Consider the following 26,615-nt stretch of genomic DNA (forward strand, 5'->3'; position numbering starts at 1 on the left):
CCCCAGGTCTGGTGCAGCATCGCCGCCTTGCCGGCGCGATTGGCCTCGCGCATCGCCGCGTATTGCATGAAGCGCAGGTTTGCCCTGATGCCGACGGCGCGCAGGTAACCGATCATCGCCTCGGTCTGGTTGCGCTCCCGGTAGGCATAGAGATCGATGTCGAATCCATCCTTGAAGCCGGCTTCGGCGAGCAACTGCTTGGCCTTCGCCGGATCGTAGGAATAGCGGGGTGCCCCCTCGTCGCGGCAGCCGAACTGCGGCGGGAAACAAACTGTGTGCAGGACGCGCGCACCCTGGCCGACGATCTGCTTGACCATGCTTTCGCGATCGATCGCATGCATGATGGCCTGGCGCACCTTGAGATCGCGCAGTTGCGGCGCGGTTGTCGCGACACGGGTGTCGAGGTGCAGGAACGCTATCCGCATGGTCTCGCCGGAGACGACCTGAAGGGTCGGAACGGCCTTCATCTGCGTTGCCTGATCGAGCGCGACATTCATGATCATGTCGGCGCCGCCGGCCATCATTTCGGCGACCTGGGTCTGTCGGTCCGGAATGAAGCGGATTTCGACCTTCTCGATCTTCGGCTGCGGTTTTGGCGAGTCCTTGAAATAATCCGGATTGCGCTCCATTCGCACGTACTTGCCGACCGCGTGCTCGGTGATGCGGTACGGGCCGGAACCAACCGGCTTTTCATTCATCCCCTGCGGACCGACCTTGGCGTAATATTCATGCGGATGGATCACGACGGGTCCGGCAAGATATTCGATCGCCGCGGGAAATGGCTCCTTGCAGATGATGCGTACCTTGTAGGCATCGATCTTCTCGGCGCGGTCGATCCAGGCCACGTTCTGGCGGGTGACGACCTTGCTGTCCGGACCCACCACGAAATTCAGCGTGTAGACCACGTCGTCGGCGGTGAATTCCGCGCCGTTGTGGAATTTGACGCCTTTGCGCAGGTCCAGTTCGAGGGTCTTGTCGTCGGTCCACTTCCACGCGGTCGCAAGTTGCCCCTTGTATTCGCTGGTTTTGGGGTCGCGGTAGATCAGCGTGTCCCACACCTGCTGGCCGATGATGACCCCGATGCGGACATTGTTCATGAACGGATCGACGTTTTCCACCACCTGGTCGTAAGCAAAGCGGATGGAGTTGCCCTTCTTGTCCGCCTGCGCGGGCGCGACAGCCATCATGGCGGCAACCACCGCCGTCAATACCCCGGTCGAAAACCTGCTCATCGTCATCCCCTCAGTCGCGTCATTGCGGCCCTGTCCGACGCCAAGTGGAAAGGCGCCATGCCCGGGAGTCAAGGCTTTAAGGTTTGCAGGCACGTTGGGTTTTTGGGCACGCCGCGGGTCGGCTATGGAAGATGGCACCGTCTACGCCGGCAGGAGGCCTGCCGCACGATAGCTATCGATCAACGCGTCGAAGAGCGAAATATCAGACCGGCTTCTCGCCATGAGTTGGGCGCCCGCGACGGCGGCAAAGATAGCGCGAGCCCGCTGTTCGCTCTCCCCGGAATTGACCACGGCCGCAGCGGACAGCACCTTGCTCAGCCACGCGACGTTGACATCGGCAAAGGTCTGGACCTCCTTCTTCACCGCTTCCGGCAGGTCATCATATTCCGCAGCCATGAAGCTGCAGAGGCACATGCGATTACCATTCTCGAGCGATCTGCGAAACACATCGGGATATCGACGCAGACAGCGGACCGGATTCGAGGTTTCGGCCAACATGGCGTCGAGCTGAGCCGCGGTGTCCTCCCAATAGCGCCTGGCTACCGCTGCGCCGAGATCGGCCTTGCTCGGGAAATGGTGATAGATGCTCGCCGCCTTGATGCCCACTTGGTCCGCGAGATCGCGGAAATTCAAGCCGCTGTAGCCATGCGCCTGCGCGGTCCGTTTGGCGGCCGCCAGGATGGATTCCTTGGAGCTTGAACTCATTTCACCGTCTCACAGCCGCCATTACCTACCAAGTGACAGATAGGGCTTGACTGCGCAAGTTATCGCCTTCTAGATCCAACCTACCATGCAGCAGGTAGGATAACTGGAAGGAAAGTGACGATGAAGATTTACGATTGGCACACCGGCCCTTATCCGGCTCGCGTCCGTATCGCCTTGGCCGAGAAGAGCCTGCAATCGCGGGTCCGGTTCGTGTCGATCAATCTTCGGAAAGGCGAGCACAAGAAGCCCGAGTTTCTCGCCAAAAACTACTCAGGCACCCTGCCAGTGCTCGAACTCGAAGACGGCACCTTCATTGCCGAGTGCACGGCCATTACCGAATACCTCGACGCGCTCGATGGCGCTCCCACACTCACCGGCAGGACAGCCCGCGAAAAGGGTCTAATCCACATGATGAGCAAGCGCGCCGAGCTGGAGCTGCTCGACGCCATCAGTGTTTATTTCCACCACGCCACACCGGGGCTTGGGCCCCAAGTCGAGATTTATCAGAACGCCGAGTGGGGATTCCGCCAGCGTGACAAAGCCCTTAAGGGCATGCACTATTTCGATGCCATTTTGAAAAGACAGCCGTTCGTCGCCGGTAAGGTGTTTTCGATGGCCGACATCACGGTCATCGGCGGTTTGATCTTCGCGGGGCTCGTCAAGCTGCCGGTGCCTGCGGCGTGCGAGGCTCTTCAAGAATGGTACGCCAGGATGCAGGAGCGCCCCAGCGTAAAGGACCGGGTGACGATGTCAGAACCGAGCGAGGCGTCTGTTTGAAACCGCGGTCCGTGAACGGCTGCTTTGATGACTGCAGCCGGTGAGTCCACGCTCAAACAACTGACTTTTTTGGTCGGGGCAGCTGGATTCGAACCAACGACCTGCAGTACCCAAAACTGCCGCGCTACCAGGCTGCGCTATACCCCGTTTGTCTGGGAAGCCCTGTCGTTACACGCTTCAGGCGCGGCCAGCAAGGCGGCTTCCGGGCCATCTCAGCGGGGCTTGAAGAGCGGATGGGCGACCCGGTCGCCGGGCGCGATGCCGTATTTCTGCGCGGTGCCGGCGATCACTTCCAGCACTCCCTTGGCCAGCCCGCCCGACGAGATGATCTTGAGGGATTGCGGCTCGGTATTCTCGGCGATGCGCAGGATCCGGCCGTCGGCGCGGATGAAGATCATGTCGAGCGGGATGAAGGTATTCTTCATCCACATCGATATCTGCTGTTCCGGAGAGAAGTCGAACAGCATCCCCTTCCCGTCCGGCAATTCCTTGCGGTACATCAGCCCGGTTTGTCTCTCCTCCTCGGTGGTCGCCATCTCGACCGAGAAGACATGCACGCCGTTCCTGGTGACAATTTCGAGCGGCTCAACGCTTGCCGCCTGCGCAGCGAAGCCGGTCAAGGCGCACAGCGCCAGCACCGCAGCCATCGGTATCCAGAACCGGGCACGGGCGCGGCGCCGATCAGCACTTGAAGCAAAACTCATCGCAACGCTCACCGAAAGCCATGGAAGATTCAGGCAATGCTAGCCCAATGATCCCGCCAAATACCAGACCTGCGGCAAGGCACGAATGGGCATTTTCGCTGGCGCGGCTAACGCTTCCGTGAGGTGGCGCGAGGATCAGTGCGACGACAGCCCGGGCGCGCCGGCTTCCGGCTGGATTTCGGCCGCCATCATCCCCTTCGAGCCGGGCCCGAACCGTACCAGCACGTACTGGCCGGGGCGCAACTCGGTCATGCCGAAGCGGCGCAGGGTTTCCATGTGCACGAAGATGTCGGGCGTCCCCTCGCCGCAGGTCAGGAAGCCGAAGCCGCGCAGCCGGTTGAACCATTTGACCTGTGCCCGCTCCAGCCCGCTGGTCGGGGTGACGCTGACATGGGTCCGCGGCGGCAGCATCTGCGCCGGATGGATCGCGGTGGATTCGTCCATCGAGACCACCCGGAAGGCCTGGTAGCCCTTCTGCCGCTGCACGCATTCGCAGACGATCCGCGCGCCTTCATAGGCGGTCTGATAGCCGTCGCGCCTAAGCACGGTGACGTGCAGAAGCACGTCCGGCCAGCCATTGTCCGGCACGATGAAACCGTAGCCCTTTGATGCATCGAACCATTTGATGACGCCGGAGATTTCGACCAGGTTGGCGGCGCTCTCGCCGAGCCCCGTCAGCGCATCGATCGCGGGATCGCGCCCGGCGCTGCCAGCATATTCACTCGGCCCAAGCCGGTCCGATCCGGTTCCGCCTGATGGCGGCCCGCCGAGCTTCTTGGACTCAAATCCGTCCGACCCCATGACCCCGGACCCCACACATCATCGACGACCCCGTACCGCTGCGACGTCGCCGGAACACGCGCCCATCGATGAGAATTCATGATGACGCCACGCGAATCTTGCGAATCAAAAGATAACACTCCCGCGTGCGGCGCATAGATAAAAAACAAAACTGGCATGAGCTATGAACAGCTTGCACGGCCGCGAATCAATCCGCCATCAATTGCCGACGAACGGCCCGAGCGTCTCCCCGATGTCATGGCGGATCACGAGATCGGCAATGTCGTCCTGTTCCGTGGGCTCGTTGTTGATGATCACCAGCCGGGCGCCGCAGTTTTTGGCCAGCATCGGAAACCCGGCCGCGGGCCACACCACCAGCGACGAGCCGATCGCGATGAACAGGTCGCAATGCTGTGCGAGCTCGGTGGCGCGGCGCATGGCGTCTTCCGGCATCGCCTGCCCGAACGAAATGGTCGCGGTCTTGACCGGCGCGTCGCATACGGGGCAGTCGGGCGCGCCGCCGGTCTCCTCGAAACGCAGTTTGACCCATGCGAGGTCGTACGCCTGCCCACATCCGATGCAGCGGGCGTAGGTGGTGTTGCCGTGCAGCTCGACGACATGGTCGGCGGCGAAGCCGGAGACCTGATGCAGATTGTCGATGTTCTGGGTGACGATGGCGGGGATCTTGCCGGCCTTGTAGAGCGCGGCGAGCGCGCGATGACCGCGTCCCGGTTTCGCGGCGGCGAAGGTCGGCTCCATCGCAAAGCGCCGCCGCCATGCCTCGTCCCTTGCGTCGGGACTGGCCACGAATTCATCGAACGGGATCGGCCGGTTGCGGGTCCACAGTCCGCCCGGCGAGCGGAAATCGGGAATGCCGCATTCGGTTGAAATGCCGGCGCCGGTGAACGGGACGATGGTGGACGCCTCGGCGATCATGTCGCCGAGTTGTTCCACGCCGCTGCGAAGATCGGTTGCGATCATGGGATGAGATCCGAAAAGTCTGGCCGCACAGATTATAGCACGGCGGATCGGATTGCTAAGTCAACCGCATGATTGGATCAGGCCGCCTTGTCAGGCCGCCATTTTAAGCCGCCTTGGCGACCGGCTCCTTGACCTCGTCGGTCTTCCTGGCGCCCTCGCCGTTCGCGCCGTTCTCCTGGCTCTTTTTCGGCTTGGCCGCGGGAGCAGCGACTTGCGACTTGCGCGCCGGCTTGTCGTATTGCGCGAGCTTCTCCAGCTCGGCTTCGAGTTCGGCGCGCCGTGCCGCGACCTTCTCCGCCAGTTTGTCGGTGGCGAGGTCGCGCAGATCGGCGACTTCCTCGATGCTCATTGCGTCCAGATCGATTTTTGCCATGGCCAGCCTCCCGTTTCTTTTTGGCTAGCGGGAAGCCGGAGCAGCCACAAGCGCGGCGCCCGTCTTATCCACCGGGAACGCCGACGCGACTTTGCCCGAGGGCGATCACAATCCCGCAACCTGGCGTCCCAATTGACGCCCCAATCGCGGACGCCAATGGGCGCGGGACAAGAATCAAAAAGGGATGGGCATGATCGAACAGCCGTACAACGCCGCGCGCGAGCGGGAAGAAATCGTCAGCCGCGTGGCAAGTTTCAAAGCCACGCAGGAAAAATTCGAGCGCGAGCGTGAGGAATATTTCGTCACGACGCTGCAGAATGCCCGCAGCGGATCCGAGCCGCATATCCGCGGCACGTTAGAGGACCCGCCGTTCTGGTCGTAGCGGGATCGTCGCCGCGTAGCGCGGCGATCCGTGTTCCGCAGTCGAACCTGTCGCAGGATTGACGACGCCCGGGGCATTGCTCCGGGCTTTGCCGTTTTCGCCCCCGCAGCGACGCTGGAACAGACGCAGACTCGCCACCAGCCCGCCCGAGGGCCCGGAACCGGTGTCGGACTGGTGTTGAAAAAATATGACATGGACCGGAACGAAACCGCCGCATGGAGGTTACCTCGTCAAGTGCGGCAACCTCCAGAGAGGTTACAGCATGAAAGACCCCGTCAGTATCTTCGGATTCTGGCGGGGTTTTTCATGTGAAGGGGTCGCCCCATCACGTCGTCCCGACGCAGTTCTGCCCGGAACGTTACTCGCCGACGATTTCACGCGCCGGGAATTTGGCAGCCGGATTGAACCGCCCGAGCGAGAAATCAACCCGGCGCAGGCGCTGTAGCGCCGCGCGGACGCTGAAGGCGACCAGCACTTCATGGTGCCGCAGCCCCTTGCCGCCCTTCACGAGGCCGAGGTCCCGTATCAGGCAGTAGCGACCGCTGCTCATGCGGGCGAACCGGCAATTCTTCCATCCCAACATCCCGCAAGCATGCATTGCCCCGCGATTCCGTCAATTCTTGACACGACTCGATTCCGTTTTGTTCACGGTAGAACGAACAGGGGACACGTTTTTGCGTTCAGACAGACCTTAACAAGATGAAACTTTTTTCCGCGCAATGTGCATCTCGATGATGCGGGCGACGCCGTAAACGCGTTGTGTGATCTGGCGCACGTCTGAAGTGCCGCTCGGGAAAATCCCTTGAACTATTGGCATCCGGGGAACGTCCCATGTGCATCGTAGCCGATGCAATGCACCTCACCTGGAGAATACAATGCTTCGCAAGATTTCATTCGCCGTCATCACCGCGATCGCCCTCGGTGCTGCCGCCATGTCCCCTGCTGCGGCGGGCGGTGGTGGTGGTCATGGTCATGGCGGTCACGGCCACGGCGGACATCACGGTCATGGCCATGGCGGGCATCAGGGTCACGGGCACCATGGCGTGCGCCACTTCTACGGCAGTTCGGCCTTCTACATCGGTGGCGATTGCTACAAATACATCCAGACCCGGCGCGGCCTGCGTCTCGTGAACGTCTGCGCTTACTGAGTATTGCCAGGAGAATGCCCCCGGCCGGTGTGAACGGCCGGGGCATTTTTCTGTCCCGCATCGGAACGGCAACGGCTTGGCGGGAAACCATTGCGGTCCATCGGTATTATAAAACTGCAATGCCTGCCGGGTTGGTGAGTGATGGATCTAGCGACGCTGAAAGAGCAGGCCGAACGCTGCCGCCGCCTCGCCAAACAGGCCGACCCCTTCACCGAACAGAGGCTGCTGGATCTCGCCCGGGAATACGAGGCGCGAATAGCGGAGCTGGAGCCGAAACCTTCGGCGGCGTCGGAGCGACTGCGGAAAGACGAGACGTAAGCGGCTCGGCCTTGCGCCTCGCGGCGCAGCCATCGCTCACGCAGATAGGCGCGGGAGATTTCACCTCGAACGTGATCGGGCGGCGCGAGACTCGCGTTCGGCCAGCGCCCGTTCAATCTGGCGCCGGAGCGCCTCGGTGGGGCGGCCTTCCCGCTCGAGCAGGCGCAGCTGATTCCACAGGCGGATGATCTGTCTCTCTTTGCCGGCGTCCATTGCGGTCTCCTCGGTGACGCCACTATGAACAAAACAAGAACAAATTTCAAGCACTACCGAGCGGGTCGGCCGATGGAACACCGCAAGGGGTCCATGTGTTGGGGAGTCATGAGCAAGACGACCAAGGCCTGAAGAAGCAGGCCGCCACGTCGCAGCTGGCTGCCCGGAGCGCGACCGATCCCGTGGTGGCGCGCCAGCTGACCTCTTTGGCCGAGGCCTTCCGCGCTCAGGCCGCCATGATCAAGAAGAACAAGAAGAAGCTGAAATGCCCTACACCGTAAGCGGTACCGATATCAGAGGCGTCAATACCGCCAGGCGCCGGACGCCTGAATCGGCGCTGAAAAAGGCCCGCGAGTTCATCGCGCGCGCCTGTTACGATGTCCGGATCACGACACCGGAAGGCCGAACCTACCATTCCGCCGAGTTCGGCGATCTCCCCCGTACGCCCGCGGCACGCCAGCCCTCCCCAAAGCACGCGCCGGCCCGCCAGGCGCGCCCTGCCTCCAAATTGGCGAAGGCTGGGGAAAGCTCGCAAGGCAGTTCTCTTTTCCAAAAAAAACCTGCATAACGCGGCATGGCAAAACCAAAAGTAACCTTCAAAATCGTCCGTATCGCCGAAGACAACTGGAGCATCCAGGCGGATTATCCGGGCGCCGAGCCGCGCATGATCACCGGCCTGACCAGCAAGGCCGACGCCGACGACTGGATGAACGGCGAACGCCGCATCGGCTGGCTGCGTTCCCAGGGCTACGCGAAGTAGGCGCTGGGCTGTCGTGATCTCGGCATCCGCTTACGCTCAGACCGCAAGACTGCGGACAGAACTGTAGAACGAGATTGCTTGGCCAAAGCGAAGCTGTCGCCGGGCTTTACCGCTTCTTCTTTTTTCCAAAGATATCGTTCCAGTTATCCTTGTAGGCCTTGGATACCGGCTTCTGACCCTCGCCCATGCCTTGCCTCTTCGGTGCGGCGTCCGGCTTGCTATCGCTCGTGGCGGTTTCGGCCTTCACGACGGTTTCCGCCTTCACTTCAGGTGCCGGCTTTTTTGGCGTGGCGTCCTTGGATTTCTCAACAGCCATCTTGTTCCTTGCAGGGTGCTCGCGGCTCACCGTATGGCGCGAGCTTACTTAAAAGCTCCCCCGCCTCATCAGCCCTAACAGGCTTCAGGTCAAGCGGCCCGGAGCCTCAAAACTTGTGATTAAGGCCGGGTGATTCCGACGCTGACGGCAGAACAAATTGCCCACGCGCAAGTCCGGCGCCCGCAATCCCCCGGCAATGCCTGCCCTTTCGTGCATTTTGCTGCTATTGAACCCCCGGACCAAAACAGTCTCTTCCATCCAAGGGAGCAGGAAACCATGCGTTACCTCCACACCATGCTGCGCGTGCGCAATCTCGATGCCGCGATGAAGTTTTATCAGGATGCGCTGGGGCTGAAGGAGGTTCGCCGCATCGATAACGACAAGGCAAAGTTCACGCTGGTGTTCCTGTGCGCCGCCGAGGACGAGGCGCTGCTGAAAAATACCCCGAAGACGCGTGGCGCGCCGCTGGTCGAGCTCACCTATAATTGGGACGAGGAGAAATACGGCGAGGACCGTTATTTCGGCCACCTCGCCTATGAGGTCGACGACATCTACGCCACCTGCGATCGCCTGATGAAGATGGGCGTCACCATCAACCGGCCGCCGCGCGACGGCAACATGGCGTTCGTGCGCTCGCCCGATTTGCATTCGATCGAGCTGTTGCAGAAGGGCGACCCCAAGCCGCCGGCCGAGCCCTGGCTGTCGATGCCGAACACCGGCCACTGGTAGGCCCGGGCCTGCGTCACGCCACGTACGACTACCGGGCTGATGATTTCAGCGGATGCGCCGTTTCCTCTCGGCGCATCCAAAGCTGACCCGTACCGGGTCAGTCACGTCCAAGTGTTCACGGTCGGTGAACCTTTTGGCCTCAGACTTTACTGAGATTCGAGGGGATCCCATGAGCCAGGCCCAGCACTACCAATTCCAGGCCGACCAGGCCAAGCGCCTGGCCCGTCAGGTGACCAGTGCAGAGGTTCGTGAGCGGCTCCTGGAAATGGCCGGCGAATACAGCCGCTACGCCGAGTTGATGGCGGCCCGCGAAGCCCCCGGCGAACAGGCCTCGGCCTGATCTATCAGCCCCGGCGTGTGACGCGGGCGGGCTCAACAATTCCCAAAATATCCGTCACGCTGTCGAACACCAGCGCCGGCGACAGCCGCCCGAGCGCCTCCGGCCTGGCATAGCCCCACGACACCGCCCCGAAATCGATCCCGGCCTGCCGCGCCGCCTCGCCGTCCCGGATCTCATCGCCGATGGCGATGGCGTCAGCCGCGGCGATGTCCGTTCGCTTCAGGACCGCCCTGAACTTGGCGGCCTTGCCGAACATCGAGGCGCCGCAGGCAAACTGCGCAATCAACGCCGCATGGTCGCCCAGCGCCCGCCTGACATTGCTTTCGGAGTCGGAGCTGACCATGGCGATGATGACGCCGGCTTGGGAAAGCTCCTGCAGCATCGATCCGACGCCGGCGAACAGCGGGATGCTGTCGATGTTCTGGCTCTTCAGCCGGCGCATGTCCGCCGCGATCAGCGGCATTCGCCAGAACGGCACTTCGAGATGGGCGATGATCTCGCGGGATGATTTGCCGCGCAGCATCTCGACGTCGCCATCCTCGATGCGCCTGAAGCGATGCTTGTCGGCAAAGGAATTCACCACCTGCCGAAACCACGGCAGGCTGTCCGACAGGGTGCCATCGAGGTCGAATATGGCGAGCTTGTATCTGGGCATGATGCGAGCCTTATAGCATCCATAGCAGCGCTTTTTTGCCGGGTTGGCCCGCTTCGGGCGCGCGCGCATTTTTCGCTGGTTTCCGCTATCAACGGCAAAAGCCGATCAAGGGGAGAGCCAACGCGTGCCAAACAAAAATCAGGGCCAGCTAACGATCTGGGGCCGGGCCAATTCGGTCAATGTGCAAAAAGTGCTGTGGTGCCTGCGCGAACTCGATCTCCCCTACCAGCGCATCGATGCCGGCATGGCGTTCGGCCAGAACGACAAGCCCGAATATCTCGCGATGAACCCCAACGGCCGGGTGCCGACCCTGGTGGATGGCGATTACGTGCTCTGGGAATCCAATTCGATCATGCGCTATCTCAACCTCGCCTATGGTGAGGGATCGACGATCTATCCGCAGGCGCCGAAGGTACGCGCCGGCGTCGACCGCTGGCTGGACTGGACGCTGTCGACGCTGCAGCCGGTCGATCGCCCGGTGTTCTGGGCGCTGGTGCGCACGCCGGTCGAAAAACGCGACATGATCGCGATCCAGAAGGACGCCGACGCCGAGGCCACGCAATGGCGGATCGTCGAGGCGCAGCTGGCGACCCGGCGCTTCATCGAAGGCGACGATTTCACCATCGCCGACATCGCGCTCGGCGCCTATGCGCGGCGCTGGTTCGGGGTCGAGGGCGTGACAAAACCCAGGCTGCCGCATCTGGAGCGCTGGTTCGCGCAGTTTGCCGCCCGGCCCGGATTTGCCGAGTTCGTCGCGGTGCCAATGTCGTAGGGCGACCGTCATTGCGAGCGTAGCGAAGCAATCCATCTAACTGCGTATAGAAAGAATTGATTGCTTCGCTACGCTCGCAATGACGACAAGCAGCTAGAAACCCGACCGCTCGAACAGCACGACGAGGACGATCACGACCAGCGTCACCGCCGTCACCACGAGGCGCGTGGTCCAGCTCATGCCGCCGCCGACCCACCACAGCAGCGCGCAGCCCATCAGCACGGGGACGATGATTTCGAGCTGCAAATCAGGCCTCGTCGTTGTTGACCGGGCTCCGCCCTGGTATCTGGAATCTCAGACCGGTATTGCAGCCCATCCTTCGAGACGGCCACTTCGTGGCCTCCTCAGGATGAGGTTGAATTTGCCGCAACATAACAAACCTCATGCTGAGGAGCGAGCGACGCGAGCGTCTCGAAGCATGGGCAGCCAGCGACTTAACGGATCTCACACAGCCAGTGCTGGTTTAGCGGCTGCCGCCGACCCCGATGCTGACGGCGCCGCCGATCTTCACACAGGTCTGCGTGCCGTCAACCCTGACGAAGCCGGCACCATACGCCGCGCAGAAATGGTCGGCGCGAGCCCCCTTCACCGGATGTTGCCGGCCGGCAGAGATGGATTTGTCGGATTTTTGCAGCCCGAATTGCTCGGCAGTTGCCGGCGAGGCCGGCAGCAGCGCCGTGATGGCGATCAGCAGAAGGACGTTTCGCATCCCGCCTTCTATCGCCGGCGGGCAGCCGGCGCTAGCGGACGAATTTGACGCCGACGGTCTTGCCGCGGCGCCAGACCACTTCGCAGCTCCGCCCGGTCCGCGCGTCGCGCGAAAACGCCAGCCGCAGTTTGCCCGGCAGCGCGTTGGGATCATCGACCGTGACCTTGGCGCCGGTCGAGGACAAATCCTGCACCACGCATGGGCGGGCGGCAAAGCCGCCCTCGAGCGTGATCCACCCGGGCTGGTGGACGGATTTGCGGACTTCCCGCTTCTTGGCGGCTGCGGCCATCTCGAGTCTCCTGAAGCGATATCCCTACCCGGCCAGGCTTTAGAAACCGTTGCGCGAAGCGCAAAAATCCCGGGATTCGCGGCCGCCGAGCCCGCCGCAAAAACGCTTTTGCCGGTGGCTTGCCCGACCGGGCAAACGCCACTATACGTTCGCCCGCTGCCTCGATCGCGTCGCTGCGATCCGGGTTGCGCTCCGGCACCATCGCCCCCTTAAAGCCTTGATTTGCTGAAGCTTTTTGTACGATATCTACAGCGAAACGGCAGCCTTGCGACCAGCCCGGTCGCAGCGACGCCTTCGCTCCCTTCGTCTATCGGTTAGGACGCCACCCTTTCACGGTGGAGAGAGCGGTTCGATTCCGCTAGGGAGCGCCATCGCCGTTTGGGCCTTTGAAATCGGCCGACAATTTACCCCTGATTGACCCACTTCCTGGAACGCTTGCTCCGGCGGACCGCGTCAGCGGTCCCCAATACCCAAACGTGTGCATCGATCCTTGATTCACTTCGCAGGATATTGAGCCCTCGCGAAACCCATCGTGACGAGCCCGCGCGAAAAACCAGGTTTATTGAATAGATTCGACAAATCTACCCCGACGGGCAAATAACTTCGGCTTATCCGAAATCATGTCAAGCCCCTCGCGAAAAAAATATTTCTGTTTTTCGGAAATCGAAATCAGGCTATATGATTGGCCATCCTGTCCCACTCAGGGGGGCGTTGCGCAACGTACCGGCGCGGGGCGGGGAAGCGGCGGACGCGGATGGCGCTCCTGACGAGGGCGTCTGAAGCGGACGGCGAAGTCGTGGGGTTCCGACACCCTCAGGCTGGTGTCAAGTTCGCGCTCACGCGCGCGGGCGACGGTGGCAAAGTGCATAGCTCGCCGAGGAGACCACGTATAAGCCGTAAACCACCGCGCAGGGAAAGTCGGATTGCCTCCGCTGGACCTGTATGCTCGTGTGCGCTTCTACCACTCCCATTGCACACGAGACCGCGGGTGCAGCGTGCATCCGGCTTTCCCTGCGCCCTCTGATTGGAGAGGGCGGCAATCGACGCAAAGCTCGGGCGCATCGCGCCGCGTCAATGCGAACGCACGTCGTTTGAAAAACGAAGCCGAATTTGCCCGTGCCACTCAATTTTGCGATGCTCCTCCTTGCAGCATTCCTCACCGGACAAGAAGGCCCAGCCATTGCCTGACCATCGCCCGCACGTGGACGGATCCCGGGTCCTTGCCGATCTCAATGCACTGCGTGACATCGGCGCGTACAAGACCGGGGTGCACAAGCCGACTTTCTCCGAGCCGCATATGCGCTCGCTGCAATGGCTGGCGCAGCAGCTTCCCGCGGCCGGGCTGATCGCCGGGATCGACGGCATCGGCAACGTGCTCGGCAGCAGCCCTAAATCCGGTCCGAAACTGCTGGCCGGCTCGCATCTCGAAAGCCAGAATTACGCCGGCTGGCTCGACGGGCCGCTCGGCGTCGTCTACGCGCTCGAAGCCGCCCGCATCATCAATGCCGATCCGGGCATCAATGGATCCGTCGAAGTCGCGGCCTGGTGCGACGAGGAAGGGCATTTCGGCTCGTTCCTCGGCTCCAGGTCCTATGTCGGTGCCCTCACCGAGGCCGACATCGATGCCGCACGCGACCGCAGCAGCGGCCGCACCATGCGGGATGCTCTGCGCGAAGTGGGACTTGCCGGCCGGCCCCGCGCCACGGCTGAACGCGGCCGCCATATCGGTTATCTCGAGGCGCATATCGAACAGGGCCAGACGCTCGAAAGCGGCGGCCTCGCGATCGGAATCGTCACCTCCATCGTCGGGATCTGGCAATACCGGATCACGTTTACCGGCGAACAGAACCACGCCGGCACCACAAGGATGGACGTTCGCAGGGATGCCGGCCTGGCGCTGGCGAGGTTCTGCGTCGGCATCGACGACCGGTTCCCGGCGTCATGCGGACCGCGCACGGTCTGGACCACCGGCCGCATCGTGCTCGATCCCGGCGCGCCCAGCATCATTCCAGGGGCTGCGGAAATGCTGTTCCAGATGCGCGACGATGACCCCGGTGTGATCGATCGCCTGGAGACTCTGCTGCGCGACATGGCCGCTGAGGCCAGCGCGCAAGGCCGCTGCACGGTCACCGTGGAGCGGCTTCGTACCGGTTCCCCCGCTTTGATGAATGCAGCCTTCCAGCAGGCCATCGAAGCGGCCAGCGCGGCCTGTGCTGGCGGCCGATCGATCCGCATGCCCTCCGGCGCCGGTCACGACGCCCAGGTGCTCGCCACCATCATGCCCGCGGGCATGCTGTTCGTGCCTTCGATCGGCGGCGTCAGCCATCACTGGACCGAGAACACCGCGGACGCCGACATCGTCACCGGCGCCGAGGTCTTCGTCGACGCCTGCCGCCGCCTGCTGGCGGGATGAGCCCGATCAGTGTGTGCCGCGGCCCCATGCGATGGATGCCCAGACGCGCTCATGGGCGTAGTACCAGGCGATCTTGGTCAGGAATTCGAGGGCGGCAATGGAGCCCGCCAGCGCCACCTTGCCGGTCAGGTACCAGCTGATGACGAACGTATCGAGCGTTCCCAGGATCCGCCAGCTGACCGCTTTCAATACCGACCTCGTATGGGTCTCTTTTCCGCTGAATAGACCCACGAATGCGCCTCGCTGCTTGACGATGCCGACCCAATCACGCCGGCGATTTCGGCCCGCCGGCTTCGCTCGCAGGGAAAATCACCAATGGACACCGCGCGCGAATACGTGCATTTGCCATCAGCGCGTTCATGCGCGTCTTCAACGCGCTATGGCATATCCGAAACGACCTGATTTGACTCAATAATCGCGGCCCGCCGGGGTGCGCCGGCCATCATGGCCGGCCCCCTGGCCGAAAAGGTAGACAAATGAAGCTTATTGCCTTCGTCGCCGCGATTTGCGCGCTATCCCAGGCCGCCCTCGCGCAGAGCGGTGATTGCAAATTGATCGCCGATGCCACCGTGCGGCTGGCCTGCTACGACAAGGCCGCCCCGCGCGCCGCCGCCGACAAGCCGGCGATGGCAAGACCCCTCGCCGCGACCCCGGCCAAGCTCCCGGCGTCGAAGACCAACGACGGCAAATATGTCGATACGATCAGCGCCGAAGACGCCCTGATGAACGCGCGGCTGAAGAACATCTGCCGCGGCTGCTGAGCGGCAGCACCTTTGGAACTGGCGTAGTCCATAAAAAAACGACGACCGATTAAGCCGCGCGGCGGCTCTGAGATTTCATAAATACAGCGCGTCAACCCGCTGTCATCGGGTGGCTGCGGCACACAGCACCCGGACCAATTAGTGGGGGTCGCTGCGACGCAACACCGCACCACAACCCAGCCATATTTTGGCACGGCCAGTGACAAATCCGCCACGATTGTGACAAGGAGCATAGAGCTCGGATCTCACAACCTCCGGAATCTCGAAGAAGCTCCATCCGCTGATCCTCATCACACCGGCTCCCGCTTCATAAATGCTCCTGCTCCAAGCCCTCCCCACCGTCATCGGCACCGCCGCGATCGCGCCGGCGCTGCTGATCCTGTGGCTTGTGATCGCCGCCGGCGAGCGGCCCGGCCCGCCCGCCAGGGTCTGGACCGCTTTTCTGCTCGGCGCCGCCAGCATTTCGCTGCTCGGCCTGGTGCGGAAGCCGCTGACGTTGCTGTTCGCGGTTCCGGAGCACCCTGGGCTCGCGCAGGCGCTGCATTCGATCCTCGGGATCGCGGCGCCCGAGGAGATCGTCAAGATTCTCGTCATCGTCGCGGTCTCGACGCGGCGCCGGCCGGGCTCGGACCCGATGGACCCCGTGGTCTATGGCGCCGCCGCCGGCCTCGGCTTCGCCGCCTACGAAAATCTCGCCTACCTCGTGCAGCACCAGGAGATCTGGCGGTCGCTCGCCGCGTTGCGCAGCGTCCTCACCGTACCGTTCCATGGCGCGCTCGGCATCATCGCCGGCGCCTATATCGCCATCGCGCGATCCGGCACGGCGCTCGGCGCGCACCGGCACAACCGTGACTGGGCGCGGATCTCCAGTTGGACACTGGTACTGCTGGCACCGCTGACGCTGCATGCCGCATTCGATTTCCCGCTGCTGACGCTGCAGCAAAATCCGAACCTGGCATCGTCGACCCGACTTGTTCTGGGCGCCACCAGCCTGCTGATCGGCTTCGGCACCATCGGCCTTGCGATGCGGTTGGTGTGGCGGGTCGGCCGTCATCACGCGCCGCGGACCGAGGTCGCGCGCGAGCGGCTCAGCCAGTTGCGCCAAATGTGGGCGCTGCTGGTGCTCGGCGGCGGCGCCGGCTTCGCCGGCCTCGCCTTCGTGCTGACGTCGATTCATCAATGGTTCGTCAATCCCGACCGCAACCCCGCGCTGGTCCTGGTCCCGATCGGCCTCATCGCCATCCTGATCGGCGCCGCGCTGCTGGTAGCGACCAGCGCGATCTATATTCTCGGCCGCAATCGCATGCGCGAGTCCGCCGAGGGGTTTTCGTCCGTGCCGAGCCAGGGTTGAGCCGGGGTTGAGCCGGATTGGCGGCCGACCTTGATCTCGCGCAAGCGACGTCATCAACAAATCTGTCCCACTGTCACCGCCGCAAGCTATATTGCTGAAGTCGCCTCGGCGTGCAGGCAAAGGGAGACTCTCAATGACCCTTCCCCAGGATATCACCAAGCTGCAGTCCGAAATGGGCGCTGCGGTCCGCGCGCATTGGAAGGCCTTTCTGGTCGAAGGGATCCTGCTGGCGATCCTGGGATTGGCGGCGATCATCGTGCCGCCGCTGGCGAGCCTTGCGGTCACCATTTTCCTCGGTTGGATGTTTGTAATCTCCGGCGTCGCCGGCCTCGCGCTGACATTTTGGGCCCGGCAGATGCCGGGCTTCTGGTGGTCGCTGATTTCGGCGGCGCTGGCGGTAGGTGCCGGCATCATCCTGCTGGCGAAGCCGGTGCAGGGCATCCTTACCCTCACCATCGTGGTCGGTGCCTATTTCCTCGCCGAAGGCGTCGCCACCATCATGTACGCGCTGCAGCACCGCCGCGAATTGTCGGAACGCTGGAGCTGGATGGCGTTCGCCGGTGCGTTGGACATCCTGATATCGGCCATGATCATCATGGGCTTGCCGGGCTCGGCGGAGTGGGCGATCGGACTTCTGGTCGGCATCAACCTGTTGTTTGGCGGCGCTTCGCTGATCGGGATGGCGCTCGCCGCGCGCAAGAGCTGATCAGGGACGGATCCAGGCCGGGCCATTGCTCGCGGTTCGGTGTTTTGGGGATGACAAGACGCCATGCATGCGCTATGAGACCGCCCATGATCACCGTCGCCACCAGCAACTATTGGTATTTTAGCTTCGACAGCTCGCTGGCGGTGGGAGGAACACGCTCAATCTGAAGAATTGCAGCAAGAAGTCCGAACAGCCGCCGCCCGATCTGGCGGCTTTTTTTATGCCGGCAGGTCCCTCAAAACAGGAGACATAGCCGTGTTGAGCACCACAGACGATCTTCGAATCGACGAAATAAAAGAGCTGAGTACGCCGCAAGAGGTCATGCGCGAGATCCCGCGCACCCTGACCGCGACACGCGTGGTGACGGCGTCGCGTAACGCCATCCACACCATCCTGAACGGTACCGACGACCGCCTTCTGGTCGTCGTCGGTCCCTGTTCGGTGCACGATCCCGTCGCCGCCGTGGAGTACGCCACCCGCCTCGCCGCCTTGCGCGACCGGTTGTCCGATCGGCTGGAAATCGTGATGCGCGTTTATTTCGAGAAGCCGCGCACCACCGTGGGGTGGAAGGGATTGATCAACGATCCGGACCTCGATGGCAGCTTCGACATCAACAAGGGCCTGCGCCTCGCCCGTAACGTTCTGTCCGCCGTGAACAACCTCGGCCTGCCGGCGGGAACGGAATTCCTCGACGTGGCGACGCCGCAATACATCGCCGATCTGGTGGCGTGGGCGGCGATCGGCGCGCGTACCACCGAAAGCCAGATCCATCGCGAACTCGCTTCCGGATTGTCCTGTCCGGTCGGCTTCAAGAACGGCACCGACGGCAATGTGCGCATCGCCGCGGACGCGGTGAAGTCGGCGTCGCATCCGCACCATTTCATGGCGGTCACCAAGCGTGGACGCTCGGCGATCGCGGCGACCTCCGGCAATGAGGACTGCCATATCATTCTGCGCGGCGGCAGCCGGCCGAATTACGACCGGGCCAGCGTCGCTTCCGCCTCGGCCGAACTCGCGCGCGCCGGCGTGGCACCGCAGATCATGATCGATGCCAGTCACGCCAACAGCAGCAAGAAGCCGGAGAACCAGCCACTGGTTGTTGCCGATATCGCGGGGCAGGTCTCCGACGGCGATCAGCGCATCGTCGGCGTCATGATCGAGAGCAATCTGGTCGCGGGCCGCCAGGATGTGCTGCCGGGCGCGGCACTGACCTATGGGCAGAGCATTACCGACGGCTGCATCGACTGGCAGACCACGGTGCCGGCGTTGAACCTGCTGGCCGACGCCGTTACGGCGAGACGGGAAGCGCGGCGCCACCAACTCCGGGAGCTGTCGGCATAGGCAATTGATTCGTCAGCGGGGCGCCCTGTCCGCGCCCGGCTACCTGCTCTGTCCGCGGTCTAGCAGCCGCGGCAGATGCCCTTGATCTTGCGGTCGAGGATGGCGTTTTCCTTGCTGAGCAAATCGTTCGGATCGTTCAGGTTCTTCTCCGATGGCACGTCGCCGGCGCGCGGCTGGCGATGGCCGACCGGAGCTTCCCGCGGCGGATTTTTCGTCGCGGTGGATGATCCGCCGCCAGTTCCGGTCTGTGCGATCGCCGCCGGACTGCCGATCAGGATCAGCAGCGCCGTGGTCGTGATCAACTTTCGCATCTTGCTTCTCCTGTTTCTATCGTACCCGTTCAGGGACTTCGATCGTTGCACAATTACGGCGTCCCTGGGCAGCACAGTCCTGGACCTTTCGCACATCCGCCATGGTGCTGAGCAGCCAAACTCCCGCTCCCACCAGCACGGCGAGAAACCCGAGCAGCACCGCGTTCTCGACATTGCGGTTGCCCCCTTCTTCCGGCGGCTCCGGCCCCGCCTTCTCTCCATCGGTCGTCATTGGATCACGGCTTCGGAGGATAGAGATGAACGTCGCCGCAATAGTCGACCACACGATAGCGCGTTTCGGTGCCCGGTTCATCTTCCGATGCGGAGTTTGCCTGCGACAAGTAGCTCGGGCCCACCGGCGATTTGCCGTGGCCACCGGGAATATCCAGCACGTAGTCCGGTTGGCACAGGCCTGACACCCGTCCCCTTAAAGTTCGCATCAATTGCTGCCCTTGCTCGAGCGTGGTGCGCAGATGCGCCGTGCCGGGTGCTAGGTCGCCGTGGTGCAGGTAATAGGGCTTTATCCGGCATTCGACGAAGGCCCGCATCAGCGCTTCCAGCGTCGCGGCGTCGTCATTGACGCCGCGCAGCAACACGCTCTGGCTGACCATGGGAATGCCGGCATCGACGATCCCGGCGCAGGCGGCGCGCGCCTTGGCGGTCAGTTCGCGCGGATGGTTGGCATGCAGCGCAACCCAGGTCGCGGCTCCCTTGACCTTCAGCGCCGCGATCATCTCCTCGCTGATGCGCTGGGGTTCGGCGACCGGCACCCTGGTGTGAATGCGGATAATCTTGACGTGATGGATCGCCGCCAGATCCGCCATGATTTCGGCGAGCCGCCGCGGCGACAACATCAGGGGATCGCCGCCGGTCAGGATCACTTCCCAGATTTCGGAATGCGCGCGGATATAGGCCAGCGCATTGTCGTAGGCACCCTGCGAGAGCGCGCTCGCCTTGCCCGGCCCGACCATTTCGCGGCGAAAACAGAAGCGGCAATACACCGCGCAGACGTGAACGAGCTTGAACAGCACCCGGTCGGGGTAGCGATGCACGATGCCCGACACCGGCGAATGCGCGTGATCGCCGATCGGATCGGCGCTCTCGTTCGCCTGCGCGACCAGTTCCTCGGCACGTGGAATGTACTGCCGCGCGATCGGATCAAGGGGATCGTCGGGGTCGATCAAGGCGGCGATATCAGGTGTCACCGCCACCGCGTAGCGAGCCGCTACCTTTTCCAGATCGGCGAGATCCTCGACCGGGACAAGGCCCCGGTCGACCAGTTCCGTGGGCTCGCGCAAGGTCGCGGCCGGTTTGAAATTGATCCTGTCCTTGAAATTGATCCTGTTCATGCCTCACCTGCCGGTGGCGTCCACACCACCTGATCAATCCGCAAGGCGCCGCTCGCCAGCATCACCAGCCGGTCGAAACCGAGCGCGACGCCGCTGGCCTGCGGCATCTGCCCGACCGCGGCAAGGAAATCCTCATCCAGCGGATAGCGCTCGCCGTAACGCCGCTGCTTTTCGTCCATCGCTTCGGTGAAACGATGGCGCTGTTCGGGCGCGTCGGTCAACTCGCCAAAACCATTGGCGAGTTCGACGCCGCAGGCATAAATCTCAAAGCGCTCGGCGACCCGCGGATCGGACGGTTTGGTCCGTGCCAGCGCCGCCTCCGGCGCCGGGTATTCGAACAGCACGGTCAAGCGCCCCTGCCCCAGCCTCGGCTCGACATGCTCGACCAGTACCTTGCTGAAGATGTCGGACCAGGTGTCGTCATCCGATATCCGCACCCGCGCGTTTGCCGTGGCCGCCAACGCGGCGCGGTCGCCGCGACCATCCGCGATGGTGGCGAGCAGATCGATGCCGGCAAAGCGCTCGAATGCCGCCGCGACCGTCAGCAGCTCCGGTTCGGCGAAGGGATCGGCCATCTTGCCGCGAAACGAAAACTGACCGATGCCGGTGGCCTGCGCCGCATGCGCAATGATGACGATGCTGTCGGCCATGACGGCGTCATAGCCGGCTTCGGCGCGGTACCATTCCAGCATGGTGAATTCCGGCAGATGCAGGTCGCCGCGCTCGCGGTCCCGGAATACCCGCGCCAATTCGAAAATCCTGCTCTCTCCGGCCGCCAGCAATTTCTTGCAGGCGAATTCCGGCGAGGTCCGCAGATAGCGGCTGACGCGTTGGCCGTCGGCGCGGGTGAGGTCGGTGCGGGGCGCATGCAGATGGGTCTCATTGCCAGGCGAAACCTGCAAAATCCCGGTTTCGACCTCGGTAAACCCCTGCTCATCGAACCAGCCGCGCACGGCCCTTGTGATCGCGCTCCGCGCGGTTAAAAAAGGCCTGACATCGGCGTGGCGCGCCGTCCTCCACCAGGGCGAAATCCGGTCGGTTTCGGCCATCAGCGGACCGCCTCATCCGGCCGCAAACTGCTGGCATCAAGCGGCAAAATCAGTATGTTGCAGCCCGAAACCGCCTCAACGGCCCCGGGACGCCCTTGTCCGGATCGGGCCGGGGCCAGAATATCAGGAAAAACAGCCTTGAAAGTCATCGCCAGTTCTATTCGCAAGGGCAACGTCATCGAGCAAGACGGCAAGCTTTACGTGGTTCTTACCGCCGAGAACATCCATCCCGGCAAGGGAACTCCGGTCAGCCAGATCGAAATGCGCCGAATCAGCGACGGGGTGAAGGTTTCCGAGCGCTACAAGACCACGGATCAGGTGGAGAAGGCGACCATCGAGGACCAGAACTTCAATTACCTCTATGAAGATGCCGACGGCTTCCACTTCATGAATAACGACAATTACGATCAGGTTCAGGTGCCCAAGGACGTGATCGGCACCGCCAAGGCCTTCCTGCAGGAAAACATGACCGTCAAGCTTTCGCTGCACGGCACCATCCCGGTGGCGATCCAGATGCCGCAGCGCGCGACGCTGGAAGTCGTGGAAACCGAACCGGTCACCAAGGGCCAGACCGCCTCGTCTTCCTACAAGCCTGCCATCCTTTCCAACGGCTTGCGCACCAACGTGCCGCCGCATATCGGCGTCGGAACCCGCATTGTGGTCATGACCGAGGACGGATCCTACGTCGAACGCGCCAAGGATTAGGCGGGGATCAGGCGGCTCAATACTGGCGCCGGGGGGCGAGGCATTGGCTACGAAGGCTGTCCGGTTCGTCACGCGTTGGCTGGCATCTTTCGTTTTGCTCCCGGCCGGCATGGCTGTTGCCGTCGCCGATGAGTTCCGGACGCCGGCGGTTTCGGCCGTGCGCATCGAATGGCGTGCGGCCCTCGACCAGCTGAGAACCGAGATCAACAGCCGGCCGGCGGTCGCATCCACCTTCACCTTTTCCGGCCAGCGGCGGCTGCCGGCCTACGATCCGCGCACCATGCCGGCACTGCTGCAGTTGAACGCGGTGACGTCGTCCATCTTCACCGGTATCGGGCGAAGCCGGGTGCCGGTGCTGCTGCCGTTCGACACCGCGGCGTTTCTCGAGGCCCGGCTGGGCGGCGCGCCGGCCAGCGTATCCCTGGCGCGCTTTCAGGCGGACTTCCGGCCCGCCGACCTGTTCGACGCCGGCCCCGCCGGCTACGACGCGGTGTTCTCGCTCGAACCCGGCGCGGGCGATGGCATGCCGCAGCGAACCTTTGCAAGGCCGGTCGAAGTGCAGATCACCGGCTCGAGCCTGATCTACGACATCAGCGATCCCCTCGGCGGCAAGGGCGAGCCGGTCAAGGCGCTGATGGCGGAATTCCCCGACCTGCGCCGTTTCATCCGGGAAGGCTATGTGCGCTATGCCTTCACGCGCTTCGGCGTTCCCTATGTGGTGTCGATCCAGTGCCTCGACTCGACGCCGCGGCCGCGGCGGCTGGCCTGCCGCGAGGCCTACCCGGTCGCCGAACGTTTCCTGAAAGCGCTGCGCGTCGCCGGCGGCCTGCCCTCGCGGCCCCGCATGGACATGCCTTCCGGAGTCGCCGAACGGCCGTTGCAACGCTCGCCTGATTTCAGCTATCGCCCGGCCGGCGACATCATCGCCAACACCGGCTTTCGCAAGCAGGGCGGACGCGCCGACTTCACCGCCTATTCGCAAATCCGCTTTCCGCTGGAGAAGGCCCCGGCTTTTGCCCATTCACAATCCTTCATGAAGCGCAGGGCGCGCGAGAAGAGCGAGGAGCCGGCTGGCGGCAATTCCGGCTACCCCTGGCAGGATAATTTTTGCGAGGCCCGCAGTTTCGGCGTCGGCCAATGCGCCGGCGGCTTTGGCCACCAGGGGCAGGATATCCGCGCCGGTGAATGTGCGGGTGTCGGCGAAGGCAGCGACAAATGCGATCCCAGGCAGCAGGGAGTGGTCGCGGTTCGCGACAGCATCGTGATCCGCTCACCGAAGCAGCAGGCGGTAACCCTGCAGGTCAACAGCCGCACCGAACATATCCGGTTCCGCTACATGCACATGAACCCGGTGAGCCTCGATGCCGACGGCGTCCTCAACGGACGCCTCGTCGCGGAAGGCGAAAAATTCGGCGTGGTCTCGAATTACCTCGACCGTCCCAACGGCACCAGCCGCCATTTGCATTTCGACGTGCAGGTGTTCACGCACGACGGCTGGCTCTGGGTCAATCCCTACGTCACCCTGATCTCGGCCTATGAACGCCTGATCCGCGGGCGCGGACGCGAGACCGGGCCCCAGGCGCCCTCGGCGTCAGCCGTGGCGCATGCCTTGCCGGATGATGTGCTTCCCCACATCGACGCCAAGGAAGGCAGCGAGAACTGATCGCCGAGAACTGATGGTTATGACGCCGCGGCCTTCGGCGCCGATGGCCGCAGCGGCGGGGTCCAGCGATAGCTGGCGCCGAACCTGTTCCAGACATTGATCGACGCGATCGCGGACGTCAGGTAAGTCAGCTCCTTCTCGGAAAACTCCGCACTCACCTGCGCGTAGATTTCATCGCTCACGCCGCCGGCCAGCAATGTCAGCGCTTCGGTCCATGCCAAAGCCGCGCGTTCGCGCGCCGAAAACAGCGGTGCCTCGCGCCACACCACGACGAGGTTGAGCTTGTCGGCCGACAGTCCGAGCTTCTCGCCCTGCAGGATGTGATACTGCACGCAGAAGGCGCAGCCGTTGATCTGCGAAGCGCGCAGCTTGATCAGCTCGAGCAGCTGCTGGTCGAGTCCGGACTTGGCGGCGAACTGGCCGAGCGCGAGCACCGCGTCAAAGACATCCGGCGCCAGCGCCTTGAAGTCAGCGTATTCGCTGCGGGCATGTGACATCTTCAATACCTAATGTTATAAGTGCTCTGATTTATTATAAGAGCCCTTATATTATGCGCAAGATCAGAACGCCGGCAAAATCGCGCCCGGTTCGAAAGGCGCCGAAACGACGAAAATCGGGTGCCGCGTCAAAATCGGCCCCGCGCCGGCAAAAATCCATGCCGGCTCCTGATCTCGCCGGCGTCCGCCCGCCGCCACCGGGCAAGGGCAAGCGCGGCGAACAAGGCCACCTCGCCTATCTGCTGCGGCAGGCCCAGGCCGCGACCCGGCTGACGCTGGAACGGCGGCTGGCCGATCTCGGCGTCACCCCGCCGCAATTCGCTGTCCTGACCATGCTGCGGGCCTATCCGGGCCTGTCGGGCGCGGACCTCGCCCGGGTGGCGCTGCTGACTCCGCAGACCGTCGGCGTCATCATGCGCAACCTGGAACGCGACGGCGCCATCCGCAAGACGCCGCACCCCGTGCATGGCCGGGTGCTGCAATGGACGCTGACCCGCCGCGGCAACGCCCTGCTCGACCAATGTCGCCGTCCGGTCCAGGCACTGGAGCGGCGGCTGGTCGCCGGGCTCGGCGGCAAGGCGCAGGCCACGGTGCGGCGCTGGCTGTCCAAAATTGCCGCAGACCTGCAGCAGGATCGCTAGTTCCAGCGGCGCATTGACCTCTGCCGCGCCGCCTCCCTGGCCGGTAGACTGCCCCGATGAAACATTCTGATTCTCTGATCACCCCGACCCGCCGCGCACTGCTGCGATCGACCCTCGGCGCCGGCGCCCTGCTCGCGCATCCGCTCACAGCGTTCGCGGCCCCACCCGGCTTCGATCAATGGCGCGACGGTTTTCGCGCCCGCGCACTGGCAAAGGGCGTTTCGGACGCGACCTACACCCGCGTGATGGGCCGCATCGAGCCCGACATGTCCGTGTTCAAGCAGATGGCGAAGCAGCCCGAGTTTCACGAGCAGATCTGGCAATACGTCAACCGCCGTGCCTCGGACTGGCGCATCACCGCCGGCAAGGAAGCCCTGCGCAGGAACGAGGCGCTGTTCACCCGGATCGAACAGGATTTTGGCGTCGAGCGCGGCACGCTCTTGGCCCTATGGGGCGTCGAGTCCGCCTATGGCGATCCCCTGGTGCAGCAGAACCATATGCGCCCGATATTTCCCTCGCTGGCAGCCTTGGCCTGGAACGAGCCGCGCCGCCGCGCCTATTGGGAAACCGAGCTGATCAACGCGCTGAAGATCGTCGACCGCGGCTGGGGCACGCCGGAGGAGATGCGCGGCTCCTGGGCCGGCGCGATGGGGCATACCCAATGGATGCCGGAAGTCTGGCTCAATGTCGGAACCGACTACGACCGCGACGGCAAAGTGTCGCCATTCGGAAAACCCGACGACGCGCTGGGCTCCAGCGCGCGCTATCTGCTCAATCGCGGCAAATATCGCCGCGGCGAACATTGGGGCTATGAGGTACGGGCATCCGGCGCATCGGCTGGCGGCAACCGCACCTATGCGGCATGGGCCAGCGCCGGGGTGACGCGCGCCGATGGCCAGCCATTCCCGCAGCCGAACGCATCGGCGCAGCTGTGGGTGCCGGTCGCCGGCGGCCCGGCGTTCCTGTTGGGTCCGAATTTCTACGCGGTGCGCAGCTACAACCCCTCAATGAACTACGCGCTGGCGATCTGCCATCTCGGCGACCGCATTCTGGGTGGTCCGCCCTTCATCCAGCCGTTCCCTGGCTCCGAGCGCGTGATGACGCTCGCCGAAGTGCAGGAGATGCAGACGCGCCTGACGAAAGCGGGCTTCGACACCGGCGGCACCGATGGCCGCGTCGGCAACGACACCATGAAGGCGGTGAAGGACTATCAGACCAAAATGGGGCTGCTGCCGGCGGACGGTTATGGCGGGCTGAAGGTGCTGTCGCGGTTGCGGCAGGGACCGTAATGGCAGCCGCGGCGCTTCCTACCCCTGCCTTACAGCGCCGCCCGCGTTCATGCCGCCGTCAATCACGAGCTCCGTCCCGGTGACATAGCGCGAGGCATCGGACGCCAGATACAACACGCCGCTGGCGATTTCGGCGGCATGGCCGACGCGGCCGAGCGGCGCCGCCAGTCTCGCGCGTTCTTCCGCATCGATCGGGGCATTTTGCCCGCTGCCCGATGCTTCCGTCGGAATCTTGCCCCAGATCGGCGTGTCGATAATGCCGGGATGCACCGAGTTGACCCGGATGCCGTCGCCGAACGACGCGCACTCCATCGCGATCGCCTTGGCGAACAGCCGCACGCCGCCCTTGGTCGCGC

Annotated in this window: 39 protein-coding genes and 2 tRNA genes; 20 read left to right on the forward strand and 21 right to left on the reverse strand. The window is 63.4% G+C overall.

Annotated elements, in window-relative coordinates:
• Nucleotides 1-1,232 (reverse strand): ABC transporter substrate-binding protein (locus Q7T45_RS28545; RefSeq protein WP_304875508.1); only part of this gene is annotated, 1,232 nt, incomplete at its 3' end.
• 141 nt (nt 1,233-1,373) lie between these two features.
• Nucleotides 1,374-1,937: a TetR/AcrR family transcriptional regulator gene (locus Q7T45_RS28550; protein WP_304875509.1), complete on the reverse strand. Its 564-nt coding sequence runs from the start codon at nt 1,935-1,937 to the stop codon at nt 1,374-1,376.
• A 120-nt stretch (nt 1,938-2,057) separates the two neighbouring features.
• Here Q7T45_RS28550 and Q7T45_RS28555 point away from each other — a divergent pair, with 120 nt between their 5' ends.
• Nucleotides 2,058-2,714: a glutathione S-transferase gene (locus tag Q7T45_RS28555; protein WP_304875512.1), complete on the forward strand. Its 657-nt coding sequence runs from the start codon at nt 2,058-2,060 to the stop codon at nt 2,712-2,714.
• A 70-nt stretch (nt 2,715-2,784) separates the two neighbouring features.
• Here the strand turns inward: Q7T45_RS28555 and Q7T45_RS28560 are convergent.
• The 5 genes from Q7T45_RS28560 to Q7T45_RS28580 all read right to left on the reverse strand — a co-directional run bounded on the left by Q7T45_RS28560 (nt 2,785) and on the right by Q7T45_RS28580 (nt 5,552).
• Nucleotides 2,785-2,861 (reverse strand) — tRNA-Pro (locus Q7T45_RS28560).
• Between the two features lie 65 nt (nt 2,862-2,926).
• Nucleotides 2,927-3,361, reverse strand: a complete 435-nt coding sequence (locus tag Q7T45_RS28565; RefSeq protein ID WP_370691382.1) for a DUF192 domain-containing protein — start codon at nt 3,359-3,361, stop codon at nt 2,927-2,929.
• A 192-nt stretch (nt 3,362-3,553) separates the two neighbouring features.
• Nucleotides 3,554-4,219 carry a cold-shock protein gene (locus tag Q7T45_RS28570; protein WP_304875517.1) on the reverse strand — a complete coding sequence of 222 codons (666 nt, stop codon included), beginning with the start codon at nt 4,217-4,219 and terminating at the stop codon, nt 3,554-3,556.
• Between the two features lie 198 nt (nt 4,220-4,417).
• Entirely contained in the window at nt 4,418-5,179 is a 762-nt protein-coding gene (locus Q7T45_RS28575) for a Sir2 family NAD-dependent protein deacetylase (protein WP_304875518.1), read from the reverse strand.
• Between the two features lie 103 nt (nt 5,180-5,282).
• Nucleotides 5,283-5,552 carry a hypothetical protein gene (locus Q7T45_RS28580; protein WP_304875519.1) on the reverse strand — a complete coding sequence of 90 codons (270 nt, stop codon included), beginning with the start codon at nt 5,550-5,552 and terminating at the stop codon, nt 5,283-5,285.
• 184 nt (nt 5,553-5,736) lie between these two features.
• On the opposite strand from Q7T45_RS28580, the gene Q7T45_RS28585 reads away from it, so the two are divergent.
• Nucleotides 5,737-5,934 carry a hypothetical protein gene (locus Q7T45_RS28585; protein ID WP_304875520.1) on the forward strand — a complete coding sequence of 66 codons (198 nt, stop codon included), beginning with the start codon at nt 5,737-5,739 and terminating at the stop codon, nt 5,932-5,934.
• A gap of 358 nt (nt 5,935-6,292) precedes the next feature.
• Here the strand turns inward: Q7T45_RS28585 and Q7T45_RS28590 are convergent, their stop codons facing one another.
• On the reverse strand, nt 6,293-6,484 hold the full coding sequence (locus Q7T45_RS28590) for a hypothetical protein (protein ID WP_304875521.1): 192 nt from the start codon (nt 6,482-6,484) through the stop codon (nt 6,293-6,295).
• 325 nt (nt 6,485-6,809) lie between these two features.
• Between Q7T45_RS28590 and Q7T45_RS28595 the strand changes: the two genes are divergently transcribed.
• Entirely contained in the window at nt 6,810-7,082 is a 273-nt protein-coding gene (locus Q7T45_RS28595; protein WP_304875522.1) for a hypothetical protein, read from the forward strand.
• A gap of 138 nt (nt 7,083-7,220) precedes the next feature.
• A complete protein-coding gene (locus Q7T45_RS28600) occupies nt 7,221-7,400 on the forward strand; it encodes a hypothetical protein (RefSeq protein WP_304875523.1) in 180 nt (59 codons plus the stop codon).
• A 60-nt stretch (nt 7,401-7,460) separates the two neighbouring features.
• On the opposite strand, the gene Q7T45_RS28605 is transcribed toward Q7T45_RS28600, so the two are convergent.
• Nucleotides 7,461-7,613: a hypothetical protein gene (locus tag Q7T45_RS28605; RefSeq protein WP_304875524.1), complete on the reverse strand. Its 153-nt coding sequence runs from the start codon at nt 7,611-7,613 to the stop codon at nt 7,461-7,463.
• Nucleotides 7,614-7,708: 95 nt separating this feature from the next.
• Here Q7T45_RS28605 and Q7T45_RS28610 point away from each other — a divergent pair, with 95 nt between their 5' ends.
• Genes Q7T45_RS28610 through Q7T45_RS28620 form a run of 3 tightly spaced genes read left to right on the forward strand, consistent with a single transcriptional unit; the run spans nt 7,709 to nt 8,373 of the window.
• Nucleotides 7,709-7,894, forward strand: a complete 186-nt coding sequence (locus Q7T45_RS28610) for a hypothetical protein (RefSeq protein WP_304875525.1) — start codon at nt 7,709-7,711, stop codon at nt 7,892-7,894.
• Nucleotides 7,879-8,181, forward strand: coding sequence for a hypothetical protein (locus Q7T45_RS28615; protein ID WP_304875527.1), 303 nt, complete (start codon nt 7,879-7,881; stop codon nt 8,179-8,181). The genes Q7T45_RS28610 and Q7T45_RS28615 overlap by 16 nt, the downstream gene beginning before the upstream one ends.
• A gap of 6 nt (nt 8,182-8,187) precedes the next feature.
• Nucleotides 8,188-8,373 (forward strand): hypothetical protein, encoded by a 186-nt coding sequence (locus Q7T45_RS28620; RefSeq protein WP_304875528.1) that lies wholly within the window; start codon nt 8,188-8,190, stop codon nt 8,371-8,373.
• 106 nt (nt 8,374-8,479) lie between these two features.
• Here the strand turns inward: Q7T45_RS28620 and Q7T45_RS28625 are convergent, their stop codons facing one another.
• The gene (locus Q7T45_RS28625) at nt 8,480-8,689 is read right to left on the reverse strand and encodes a hypothetical protein (protein WP_304875529.1); all 210 of its coding nucleotides are present in this window, start codon (nt 8,687-8,689) and stop codon (nt 8,480-8,482) included.
• A 276-nt stretch (nt 8,690-8,965) separates the two neighbouring features.
• On the opposite strand from Q7T45_RS28625, the gene Q7T45_RS28630 reads away from it, so the two are divergent.
• Nucleotides 8,966-9,418 (forward strand): VOC family protein, encoded by a 453-nt coding sequence (locus Q7T45_RS28630; RefSeq protein ID WP_304875530.1) that lies wholly within the window; start codon nt 8,966-8,968, stop codon nt 9,416-9,418.
• Between the two features lie 169 nt (nt 9,419-9,587).
• On the forward strand, nt 9,588-9,758 hold the full coding sequence (locus Q7T45_RS28635) for a hypothetical protein (RefSeq protein WP_304742250.1): 171 nt from the start codon (nt 9,588-9,590) through the stop codon (nt 9,756-9,758).
• A gap of 4 nt (nt 9,759-9,762) precedes the next feature.
• Here Q7T45_RS28635 and Q7T45_RS28640 read toward each other — a convergent pair whose 3' ends face one another.
• Nucleotides 9,763-10,413 carry an HAD hydrolase-like protein gene (locus Q7T45_RS28640; RefSeq protein WP_304875531.1) on the reverse strand — a complete coding sequence of 217 codons (651 nt, stop codon included), beginning with the start codon at nt 10,411-10,413 and terminating at the stop codon, nt 9,763-9,765.
• A 124-nt stretch (nt 10,414-10,537) separates the two neighbouring features.
• On the opposite strand from Q7T45_RS28640, the gene Q7T45_RS28645 reads away from it, so the two are divergent.
• On the forward strand, nt 10,538-11,185 hold the full coding sequence (locus tag Q7T45_RS28645; protein ID WP_304875532.1) for a glutathione S-transferase family protein: 648 nt from the start codon (nt 10,538-10,540) through the stop codon (nt 11,183-11,185).
• 93 nt (nt 11,186-11,278) lie between these two features.
• Here the strand turns inward: Q7T45_RS28645 and Q7T45_RS28650 are convergent, their stop codons facing one another.
• From Q7T45_RS28650 to Q7T45_RS28660, 3 genes are all read right to left on the reverse strand, one after another.
• Nucleotides 11,279-11,431 (reverse strand): hypothetical protein, encoded by a 153-nt coding sequence (locus tag Q7T45_RS28650; protein WP_304875555.1) that lies wholly within the window; start codon nt 11,429-11,431, stop codon nt 11,279-11,281.
• 217 nt (nt 11,432-11,648) lie between these two features.
• Nucleotides 11,649-11,894, reverse strand: coding sequence for a porin (locus tag Q7T45_RS28655; protein ID WP_304875533.1), 246 nt, complete (start codon nt 11,892-11,894; stop codon nt 11,649-11,651).
• A 31-nt stretch (nt 11,895-11,925) separates the two neighbouring features.
• Nucleotides 11,926-12,183, reverse strand: a complete 258-nt coding sequence (locus Q7T45_RS28660) for a PilZ domain-containing protein (RefSeq protein WP_304875534.1) — start codon at nt 12,181-12,183, stop codon at nt 11,926-11,928.
• Nucleotides 12,184-12,479: 296 nt separating this feature from the next.
• On the opposite strand from Q7T45_RS28660, the gene Q7T45_RS28665 reads away from it, so the two are divergent.
• Nucleotides 12,480-12,554 (forward strand) — tRNA-Glu (locus tag Q7T45_RS28665).
• Nucleotides 12,555-13,363: 809 nt separating this feature from the next.
• Complete coding sequence (locus Q7T45_RS28670) at nt 13,364-14,596, forward strand: Zn-dependent hydrolase (RefSeq protein WP_304875535.1); 1,233 nt, start codon at nt 13,364-13,366, stop codon at nt 14,594-14,596.
• 6 nt (nt 14,597-14,602) lie between these two features.
• Here the strand turns inward: Q7T45_RS28670 and Q7T45_RS28675 are convergent, their stop codons facing one another.
• Nucleotides 14,603-14,785: a DUF2061 domain-containing protein gene (locus Q7T45_RS28675; RefSeq protein WP_304875536.1), complete on the reverse strand. Its 183-nt coding sequence runs from the start codon at nt 14,783-14,785 to the stop codon at nt 14,603-14,605.
• Between the two features lie 287 nt (nt 14,786-15,072).
• On the opposite strand from Q7T45_RS28675, the gene Q7T45_RS28680 reads away from it, so the two are divergent.
• From Q7T45_RS28680 to Q7T45_RS28695, 4 genes are all read left to right on the forward strand, one after another.
• Nucleotides 15,073-15,357: a hypothetical protein gene (locus Q7T45_RS28680; protein WP_304875538.1), complete on the forward strand. Its 285-nt coding sequence runs from the start codon at nt 15,073-15,075 to the stop codon at nt 15,355-15,357.
• A gap of 313 nt (nt 15,358-15,670) precedes the next feature.
• Nucleotides 15,671-16,708 (forward strand): PrsW family glutamic-type intramembrane protease, encoded by a 1,038-nt coding sequence (locus Q7T45_RS28685; protein WP_304875540.1) that lies wholly within the window; start codon nt 15,671-15,673, stop codon nt 16,706-16,708.
• 133 nt (nt 16,709-16,841) lie between these two features.
• Complete coding sequence (locus tag Q7T45_RS28690) at nt 16,842-17,414, forward strand: HdeD family acid-resistance protein (protein ID WP_304875542.1); 573 nt, start codon at nt 16,842-16,844, stop codon at nt 17,412-17,414.
• 255 nt (nt 17,415-17,669) lie between these two features.
• The gene (locus Q7T45_RS28695) at nt 17,670-18,755 is read left to right on the forward strand and encodes a 3-deoxy-7-phosphoheptulonate synthase (protein WP_304875543.1); all 1,086 of its coding nucleotides are present in this window, start codon (nt 17,670-17,672) and stop codon (nt 18,753-18,755) included.
• Between the two features lie 59 nt (nt 18,756-18,814).
• Here Q7T45_RS28695 and Q7T45_RS28700 read toward each other — a convergent pair whose 3' ends face one another.
• From Q7T45_RS28700 to epmA, 4 genes are read right to left on the reverse strand one after another with little or no spacing between them, the layout of a single operon-like run.
• Nucleotides 18,815-19,066 (reverse strand): hypothetical protein, encoded by a 252-nt coding sequence (locus Q7T45_RS28700; protein ID WP_304875544.1) that lies wholly within the window; start codon nt 19,064-19,066, stop codon nt 18,815-18,817.
• Nucleotides 19,067-19,082: 16 nt separating this feature from the next.
• Nucleotides 19,083-19,298, reverse strand: a complete 216-nt coding sequence (locus tag Q7T45_RS28705; protein ID WP_304875545.1) for a hypothetical protein — start codon at nt 19,296-19,298, stop codon at nt 19,083-19,085.
• A 4-nt stretch (nt 19,299-19,302) separates the two neighbouring features.
• A complete protein-coding gene (locus Q7T45_RS28710; RefSeq protein WP_304875546.1) occupies nt 19,303-20,415 on the reverse strand; it encodes a lysine-2,3-aminomutase-like protein in 1,113 nt (370 codons plus the stop codon).
• Nucleotides 20,412-21,464 carry an EF-P lysine aminoacylase EpmA gene (gene epmA / locus Q7T45_RS28715; RefSeq protein WP_304875548.1) on the reverse strand — a complete coding sequence of 351 codons (1,053 nt, stop codon included), beginning with the start codon at nt 21,462-21,464 and terminating at the stop codon, nt 20,412-20,414. Before epmA ends, Q7T45_RS28710 begins: the two co-directional genes overlap by 4 nt.
• 138 nt (nt 21,465-21,602) lie before the next feature.
• On the opposite strand from epmA, the gene efp reads away from it, so the two are divergent.
• Both efp and Q7T45_RS28725 read left to right on the forward strand, forming a co-directional pair.
• Nucleotides 21,603-22,169: an elongation factor P gene (efp, locus tag Q7T45_RS28720; protein ID WP_304875549.1), complete on the forward strand. Its 567-nt coding sequence runs from the start codon at nt 21,603-21,605 to the stop codon at nt 22,167-22,169.
• A gap of 109 nt (nt 22,170-22,278) precedes the next feature.
• A complete protein-coding gene (locus Q7T45_RS28725; RefSeq protein WP_370691381.1) occupies nt 22,279-23,832 on the forward strand; it encodes a M23 family peptidase in 1,554 nt (517 codons plus the stop codon).
• Between the two features lie 17 nt (nt 23,833-23,849).
• Here the strand turns inward: Q7T45_RS28725 and Q7T45_RS28730 are convergent, their stop codons facing one another.
• Nucleotides 23,850-24,329 (reverse strand): carboxymuconolactone decarboxylase family protein, encoded by a 480-nt coding sequence (locus tag Q7T45_RS28730; RefSeq protein WP_304875550.1) that lies wholly within the window; start codon nt 24,327-24,329, stop codon nt 23,850-23,852.
• A gap of 158 nt (nt 24,330-24,487) precedes the next feature.
• On the opposite strand from Q7T45_RS28730, the gene Q7T45_RS28735 reads away from it, so the two are divergent.
• Both Q7T45_RS28735 and Q7T45_RS28740 read left to right on the forward strand, forming a co-directional pair.
• Entirely contained in the window at nt 24,488-24,970 is a 483-nt protein-coding gene (locus tag Q7T45_RS28735) for a MarR family winged helix-turn-helix transcriptional regulator (protein WP_304875551.1), read from the forward strand.
• A 56-nt stretch (nt 24,971-25,026) separates the two neighbouring features.
• Nucleotides 25,027-26,259: a lytic murein transglycosylase gene (locus Q7T45_RS28740; protein WP_304875552.1), complete on the forward strand. Its 1,233-nt coding sequence runs from the start codon at nt 25,027-25,029 to the stop codon at nt 26,257-26,259.
• Between the two features lie 18 nt (nt 26,260-26,277).
• On the opposite strand, the gene Q7T45_RS28745 is transcribed toward Q7T45_RS28740, so the two are convergent.
• Nucleotides 26,278-26,615, reverse strand: a 338-nt coding sequence (locus tag Q7T45_RS28745; protein ID WP_304875553.1) for an SDR family oxidoreductase, incomplete at its 5' end; no start/stop codon positions are given.

The sequence above is a fragment of the Bradyrhizobium sp. genome (assembly GCF_030646015.1).
Lineage (GTDB): Bacteria > Pseudomonadota > Alphaproteobacteria > Rhizobiales > Xanthobacteraceae > Bradyrhizobium.